Source organism: Acinetobacter sp. 197, from assembly GCF_048148385.1.
GTDB classification, from domain to species: Bacteria; Pseudomonadota; Gammaproteobacteria; order Pseudomonadales; family Moraxellaceae; genus Acinetobacter; species Acinetobacter pecorum.
Genome location: NZ_JAYWZK010000027.1, coordinates 1 through 7,330 on the forward strand (window position 1 = coordinate 1; position 7,330 = coordinate 7,330).

Annotated in this window: 10 protein-coding genes and 1 pseudogene; 4 read left to right on the forward strand and 7 right to left on the reverse strand. The window is 34.5% G+C overall.

The genetic code is table 11. From position 1 onward, the window contains the following. Positions 1-149: 149 nt before the first annotated feature. The 6 genes and pseudogenes from VXQ11_RS15450 to VXQ11_RS15475 all read right to left on the reverse strand — a co-directional run. Positions 150-994: pseudogene (locus tag VXQ11_RS15450) on the reverse strand (integrase core domain-containing protein); the annotation flags it as partial. A 124-nt stretch (positions 995-1,118) separates the two neighbouring features. Next, complete coding sequence (locus tag VXQ11_RS15455) at positions 1,119-1,316, reverse strand: hypothetical protein (RefSeq protein WP_064095820.1); 198 nt, start codon at positions 1,314-1,316, stop codon at positions 1,119-1,121. A gap of 66 nt (positions 1,317-1,382) precedes the next feature. Beyond that, entirely contained in the window at positions 1,383-1,610 is a 228-nt protein-coding gene (locus VXQ11_RS15460; protein WP_416682347.1) for a hypothetical protein, read from the reverse strand. Between the two features lie 111 nt (positions 1,611-1,721). After that, positions 1,722-1,937 carry a cold-shock protein gene (locus VXQ11_RS15465; RefSeq protein ID WP_004641928.1) on the reverse strand — a complete coding sequence of 72 codons (216 nt, stop codon included), beginning with the start codon at positions 1,935-1,937 and terminating at the stop codon, positions 1,722-1,724. Between the two features lie 621 nt (positions 1,938-2,558). After that, on the reverse strand, positions 2,559-2,747 hold the full coding sequence (locus VXQ11_RS15470; protein ID WP_004641934.1) for a YqaE/Pmp3 family membrane protein: 189 nt from the start codon (positions 2,745-2,747) through the stop codon (positions 2,559-2,561). A 487-nt stretch (positions 2,748-3,234) separates the two neighbouring features. Continuing rightward, positions 3,235-3,606, reverse strand: coding sequence for a plasmid mobilization protein (locus VXQ11_RS15475; protein WP_416706426.1), 372 nt, complete (start codon positions 3,604-3,606; stop codon positions 3,235-3,237). Between the two features lie 304 nt (positions 3,607-3,910). Here VXQ11_RS15475 and VXQ11_RS15480 point away from each other — a divergent pair, with 304 nt between their 5' ends. The 4 genes from VXQ11_RS15480 (at position 3,911) to VXQ11_RS15495 (ending at position 6,588) form a co-directional block, all read left to right on the forward strand. Beyond that, positions 3,911-4,252, forward strand: coding sequence for a hypothetical protein (locus VXQ11_RS15480; protein ID WP_114542386.1), 342 nt, complete (start codon positions 3,911-3,913; stop codon positions 4,250-4,252). Between the two features lie 627 nt (positions 4,253-4,879). After that, positions 4,880-5,812: a replication initiation protein RepM gene (gene repM, locus VXQ11_RS15485; RefSeq protein WP_262738891.1), complete on the forward strand. Its 933-nt coding sequence runs from the start codon at positions 4,880-4,882 to the stop codon at positions 5,810-5,812. A gap of 59 nt (positions 5,813-5,871) precedes the next feature. Beyond that, positions 5,872-6,432, forward strand: coding sequence for a plasmid replication DNA-binding protein (locus VXQ11_RS15490; RefSeq protein ID WP_416706427.1), 561 nt, complete (start codon positions 5,872-5,874; stop codon positions 6,430-6,432). A 12-nt stretch (positions 6,433-6,444) separates the two neighbouring features. Next, positions 6,445-6,588: a hypothetical protein gene (locus tag VXQ11_RS15495; protein WP_416706428.1), complete on the forward strand. Its 144-nt coding sequence runs from the start codon at positions 6,445-6,447 to the stop codon at positions 6,586-6,588. A gap of 189 nt (positions 6,589-6,777) precedes the next feature. Here VXQ11_RS15495 and VXQ11_RS15500 read toward each other — a convergent pair whose 3' ends face one another. After that, positions 6,778-6,975 (reverse strand): hypothetical protein, encoded by a 198-nt coding sequence (locus VXQ11_RS15500; protein WP_034705821.1) that lies wholly within the window; start codon positions 6,973-6,975, stop codon positions 6,778-6,780. Positions 6,976-7,330 lie beyond the last annotated feature (355 nt).

A 7,330-nucleotide genomic window follows, 5' to 3' on the forward strand; every position in this document is an offset into this window, starting at 1 on the left:
GATTTAATCGAAGAATTAGAGCAACTTCGACGTATAACTAAATATCAGGGATAGATTTAAAATATTGGGTTTATCTCGGCATTGTTGCATAAAGTGTACTAGCTCAAACCTGATCTGACAGTTACCCATTTTTTATTGTGCCTGTCAGGTTAAATTTGAGCTAAATTTTTCTCAGCCCAAATCCGTTTTCCATCAAGTAAAGTTTCAAGTGGTGTACGACCACAGCACATTTTTCCTTGATGAGTCCGTTCAGTATTATAGAATTTCAGCCAATCGTCTAGATCAACCTGTAATTCTTCCAATGAGCTATAAAGCTTCTTCCTGAACGTAATTTGATAGAACTCCTGCAAAATCGTCTTATGGAAACGCTCACATATACCATTTGTTTGCGGGGAAGCTGCTTTTGTCTTCGTGTGATCAATATCATTGACTGCCAGATACAACTCATAGTCATGTTGTTCTACCTTAGCGCATCCTCAGTACCTCTGTCTGTGAGGATGCGAAGCATTGGTAAGTCCTGAGATTGATAGAATGGCAACACACGATCATTGAGTAAATCAGCCGCTGTAATCGGTGTTTTTGTTGTATAGAGCTTGCAATGAACGACCTTGCTATAAGTGTCGATGAATGTTTGTTGGTAGATTCGTCCAACACCTTTGAGATTCCCGACATAAAAGGTGTCTTGCGCGCCTAAATAGCCTGGATGAGCTGTTTCGATTTCACCACAAGCAACGTCATCCTCATGCTTACGTTCAAGTGCCGCAATCTGCTGATCATTTAATTCAATACCATCCTGTGCCACTTTAGCCTCAAGTGCTTTTAAACGCTTCTTAAAGTTTTCTAAATCATGACGAAGCCATATAGAGCGAACCCCACTCCCTGAAACGAATACACCCTTCTTGCGTAATTCATTACTAGTACGGTGCTGACCATATGCGGGATATTGAATTGCGAAATCAATAACAGCCTGTTCAGTAGCATCATAGAGGTGGTTCCACCTCTAGTAGATGCTATCGCAGCACCAAATTTTAATCATAAACAATTATTTTTAAAATGGTTATGTATACGATTTAATATTCCAGTTTAAATTAAAAGGACTAGCTTAAAATTCGCATTATTTATGCAATTTTGAAAATTTTCCCACTTACGGTACTCTGAAAAAACATTTCAAAACTAGGTCGAATATTTTCACCATCAACAGTGATATGTTTTATATTCGAATGAGAGCGGGTACTGGCAAACTGATGATCCACAGTTGCTTGAATAGTGTGTTTAACCCCAAACTGATCTTTAACATTAATACTCTGCTTAAGCATGTATATACCTTCCATAAAATTACAGTAGAAACTATTTAAATAAATATCTGATTTTTATTTTTTTATCTAAATAACTCTGTGATCGAGTTTAAATAGCTGATTTAAAGAAGTATAAAATGTACGGCCATCTAAATTTAAATCGACCTCCATCCCAGATGAGAGAAGAACTCTTTTACCCACTTCAATTGTTTTTAACCCCTGACGTGTACTTTGCATTTTATTAAGAGGAGTTAATGAAACAATAATTTCAGTACCATTTTTAGCTTTTGCAATTAAATAATTTATTTTTAACAACTTGAATCCTGTTTTTCTGAAAATTTTCCAATTTTGGAAATAACTTTAAAATTTAATTTTAAATTATAAAAAAAGCACTCATGAGTGCTTTTTATTACTGCTTATTACTGCTTAGATAGCAATAATATTTACAGCATTCGGTCCTTTTTGACCTTGGGCTACGCTGAATTCAACCATTTGGCCTTCCATTAAGGTTTTGAAACCTGAACTTGCGATTTCGCTAAAATGAGCAAAAACGTCTGGACCTGATTCTTGTTGAATGAAACCAAAACCTTTAGTTTCGTTGAACCACTTTACAGTACCTTTAACAACATTTGAGTTTGACATAATATATCCTACTAATTTTTAATAATTTTAAGTCATTTTATTGACTGGGTATAACTTTGAAAATAATAAAGAAGCGACTTAAAATCTGAAAAAAACGAAGGATTATGACTAAAACTGCGATACTTAAAGAAGATTTACCGGAACAAGACTTTTTTCTAGTTAAGTCAACTATACACTAAAAATAGTAAAAATCAAGTTTTCTTATATACATATTCATTAAATTTATAAAAAACAAAATTAATCAAAAAAAATACAATAAAATCATATTTTTATTGTAAATGTAACAATACAAGATTAAGATGTTGGTCTAGTAAGATTGATAAGTAATGAATGCGATTATATAGTTCTGTAATAACAATATTGATGTTTTTAATTTCGGGAATGATGATTTTTTCCCATACGCAAATCATATATAAACCGCCAAATTTTACCGCTTTCAATATGGCCGAATAGCCATATTTAATAAGAAAAACCGCCTGTTAGGCGGTTTTTAACTTTTGAAGAAATAATAATTGTCTTTGTTTAACATAAAATTTCTTATACCAAATAAGCAAAGCTCATTATTCAATGAGCTTTGACAGTAGCAATTTCAAGAATGCTTAGGAGAGAGTTAAATTAAACTTAGTGATATAAAGCTGCTTTCGCTTCTTGGTCTGCATGATCTTGCAATAAAGCATGCACAGCCCAGATCGCAGCTGGGAGCCAGCCTAAAAGGGTAACTTGAAGAAACAAACATATCATTGCTGCAAAAGGTCGACCTATCATAAAGAAAGGCAACCAAGGAAAGAGCAACGCTATCAGAAATTTCATATTAATTTCCTCTTAAGAAGTTTCAAAAGCCTTAACAACTAATAAGAGGCAGAAGTAAACAACCTATAGGCGTATCCGTCTATTCAAGATTTACTTATTTCTGTAATTGACCGTGCACTTTGACTTTATTCATAAATTATCGTTATTTGGCATCACTAAATGCAAACTAAAAATTATACAGTCAAAATCAGTCCTGAGCTTTTTGTTCAGTTTCATCATTGGCCGGAAAAATACTTGGATTCGTGAGCCTGATGTTTTCCTGGCACTGTGAATAGCCACCGATTTTATAGACATCTTTTATTGAACATCATAAACGGCTCCAATCTAAAGAACATTTAACATAAAAACTCATATACGAAATTCATCAGGCTAAAGCCACTATACAAGGTCACATACCTTACACCTTTTTGGGAATACCTGGTTTAGTGCAGCTCTGAAGGGACAGCTGGCTAACGCCACTATACAAGGTCACACACCTTACACTTTTTTAAAACTTGATCGCGGATCTGACTTTAGAAATGAATAGATCAATTGAATTTTGGTTCCTAGAAAAATCCAGCAGTAGCCCATTTACTTTAGATCGGATCTCTTTAGGATCAGTCAGTTCTCCATTCATTAAGTTTTTCAGTAGTCCACCCACTTTATTCATATCTGATTTTAGGCTGCGAATTTCCTGGATTGTTTTTATATCAGTCAGACTTTTAGGTTGATAACCCAATCCTAGATCACGCAAATATTGAGAAGCTGATAAATTTCCCTGAGCAGCATTTTCTTCAATTTGCTTTTTCTCAGCTTCATCAGTTACCACAACTTGAATTACTTTTTGGCGTATCCGTTTCGGCTTTTTCTGTTCAGTCATTTTTTGATTTCCAGTACATTTTGGCTATGCCAAAAGCTCCGCAGGACAAGAGGCCACGTTGAGCTGAAAGCGAATAAGTAGGGTAATTTATATAACCAGGGCTTGCCATGTTATATAACATTACACATCTTGCCAATATCACTGAAAGTTCAATTGCACATAAATGCATATAATTGCACATCAAAATGAATAAAAACTATTTAAAAGCTTATAGTTGCAGATAATTTCATATAAAATCTTATAAAAGCTCATAATTGCATATGGTTGCACATAATTGCATAAATTAAAGAAAGAGGAAGTCATTATGGTCACCAGACATGGCGCAAAGAAATTCATCATCTCTGTATTACCTGAAATAGAAAAACGGCTAGAAGCTGGTTATACAATTAAGGAAATCCACGCTGATTTACCTGAGCTAGCGAACAATATTTCTTACAGTTCAGTTTTGCGAAATTTGAATAGAATGGGAATGAGTGAAAAAAAGGTACATCTACATAAAATAGAAAAATTAGAGTCCCAGGATATGGTCCCCACTTCTAATGAAAAAATGAAAATGACGAATGCAGAAAGAAATACAGAAAAATTGAAGACTAAAAAACCTGTTTTTTCTTATGACCCTCATACAAAAGGTAAAGATTTTATCTAATTACTATAAAACTTAGCTTTTAAATGCACTCATTTGCGATTTAAGCTCAAATTCACATAGGAAGGTACAGAACGAGTGTCTACGAGTGAAATCGCTGAAATTCGCGCTTAGACCCTCTGAAAAACAGTTTTTTAGGCTGTGAAGCCTAAATAAGCGTAAATTACATGCAGAAAATTGAGTCTAGATCGAGCGCAGCGAGTAAAAAAGCTCTATGAGCGAAGCGAATCCATCGTGCTTTTGCTTTTTATTGAAGTCACAACGAGAAGAGCCAAAAAATTGCCCCGACGAATCGAGCGAAAGCGAGATTCAATAGAGTTTGAGCGTAGCGAAAACCAAGGGCAATTTTTCATTCTCTGGGCTTTTAATTATTTTAAAGTTTTTAAATGCTTTTAGATATGCTGAAAGCCTTTGTTCACAATGCTTTCAAGGGTTATATGACTACGTTTACCTACCAATATGACTACGTTTACCTACCAATATGACTACGTTTACCTACCAATATGACTACGTTTACCTACCATAAGTCTACTTATTTTTTTTTGTAGATTTAACTACGTTTACCTTGCATTTAACTACATAATATTTTATATAGATTTATATTCAGAAATAAAAAAGTAGACTAATAACATGCGAGATCTAGTTGTAAAAGATAATGCTTTAATTAACGCAAGCTATAACCTAGATCTAGTTGAACAGCGACTTATTCTTTTAGCTATTGTTGAAGCAAGAGAAAGTGGTAAAGGCATTAATGCAAACAACCCTTTAGAAGTCCATGCAGAGAGCTATATCAATCAATTCAATGTTGCAAGACAGACTGCCTATCAAGCATTAAAGGATGCTTCAAAAGATTTATTTGCTAGACAATTTAGCTATCAAGAGATGAATAAACGAGGAAATATCGAAAACGTACTAAGCCGATGGGTTAGTGAGATTCGTTATATTGACGCTGAAGCGACTGTTAAGTTAATTTTTGCACCTGCTATTGTTCCATTAATTACTAAACTCGAAGAACAGTTCACTAAGTATGAATTACAGCAAGTTAGTAATCTCAGTAGTGCTTATGCTGTACGTCTATATGAATTATTGATCGCATGGCGTAGCACTGGCCAAACTCCTGTTATAGAGCTTGAAGAGTTTAGAAAAAAAATTGGTGTGCTTGATGATGAGTACACAAGAATGGGGAACTTTAAAGACAGAGTCTTACATCTAGCTATAGCTCAAGTTAATGAGTTTACAGATATCACTGTTAAGTATGAGCAGCATAAAAAAGGACGTTCAATTTATGGCTTTTCATTCTCATTCAAGCAAAAGAAAAACGTTAACAAACCAAATCTAGAAGCTAGAGATCAAAACACCTTAGATATTTTCACCAAGTTAACAGATGCTCAGCGTCATTTATTTGCTAACAAATTGTCAGAACTGCCTGAAATGAGTAAGTATTCTCAAGGCACCGAAAGCTATCCGCAATTTGCCGTACGAATTGCCGAAATGCTATTAAATGCTGAAAAATTTAAAGAACTATATCCATATCTAGTAAAGGTTGGCTTTCAAACAAAATAAAGATAATGTTCAGTAATATGCTCACCTGAACATCCTTGTACATGAACAGAGGGATTGTATTGAACACTACAAAATTTAGCGTTATGGACGCAAGTAAAGCCTTTAAAAAATCACGGACAACAATATATGAGGCTTTAAAAAATGGTGAATTATCAAGAGATAATGATGGTCTAATAGATTTATCTGAACTTATCAGAGTTTATGGCAACCCAGTCGGTGTTCAGTCCAGTACACGTACTGAACAAGTTCAGAAGGATGTACAGGTACACGTTCAATCTGAAGTCGAAAATCTATTAAAAGATCAGATTTCTTTACTAAAAAATCAGTTAGATTTAGCAAATCAAAGAGAAAAGTCTTTGATGCAACATATTGAAGATCTTACTCATAGAATTGAGTTTAAAGGCACCTTAGAACAGTCACAACAAGAAAATATTGATAAGCTAAATGAATCTATAAATTCAAATATAGCAACGGATCCTCGGTCACAGACTGACTCTAACTATGACGAATTGACTACTTCCGAGAGTAAACAGATCCATCTTCCTGAGCATGTTGAACCAGAACCTAAAAAACGTGGCTTATTTGGCCGTGTGCTGAATGCTGTTTTTGATAATGACTAAGGGAGAGAGATCATGCCGAAACTGAAAGACATTGCCCTGGGAATTATTGTGGCCCCGCTGCTGATCCCGATCATGCTGATTGCATCGTACCAGGATAAAAAGGCACTCAAAAAAGAGCTGGATGAACGCCAAAAAGAAAAAGACCAGGCATTCTGATTATTCAATTGACCTAAACAAAGTCGTGAAACTTTGATTAAATAATAAGCGTGGAACGTGAAAAAATCATAAAAAAAAGCCCACCTTGGGGAGGTTGGGCAAAAAAGAAACTACAGCGTTGAATTTTCAAGAGAATTATAACGCATTTCGTATAAGGTGTATTATGTTATTTTTAGGAATTCTTTAGAGTTATCTTTCAAGTAACTGACCTATTTCTAACCTGGTATAGCCACGTTCTTTAAAGATCAAAATAATTGCTTTTTTATAGTCTTCAGAAGTAGAACTCTTATATTTAGTTATCAGTTGATTCTCAGAATTCAGCTCAAGATCATTTTTGATGGTCAATCCTTCACTAGAGATCTTGTTAAAGATATTTAGGTTAAACATACAGGCACTCGTCATCCGTATTATAGCGGCCCGACTATAACGAATACCTGTCTTAGCTACGCTAGACACCCTTGGCCGCAAGGATTACAAATTAAGAAAAATTCCGCAAGTTTTTGTCTATTGAAAGAATAAATAATCTCCTAACTGTTCTCTATTTAACATGATGGTTGTTATGCGAAATTCCTAGCATATTCATCTTTTGTCTTATATCTTTATTTTTACCAATAGGTAAAATATATTCATAACCTACATCGAAAAGTAGGTAATTAAGAAAAAAACTCTGCACACGACAAAAAAATCATCCCCACCCGATTTTCATAGGTTTAGGGGTTAAAAAGCTAACTAACTGTCGAAA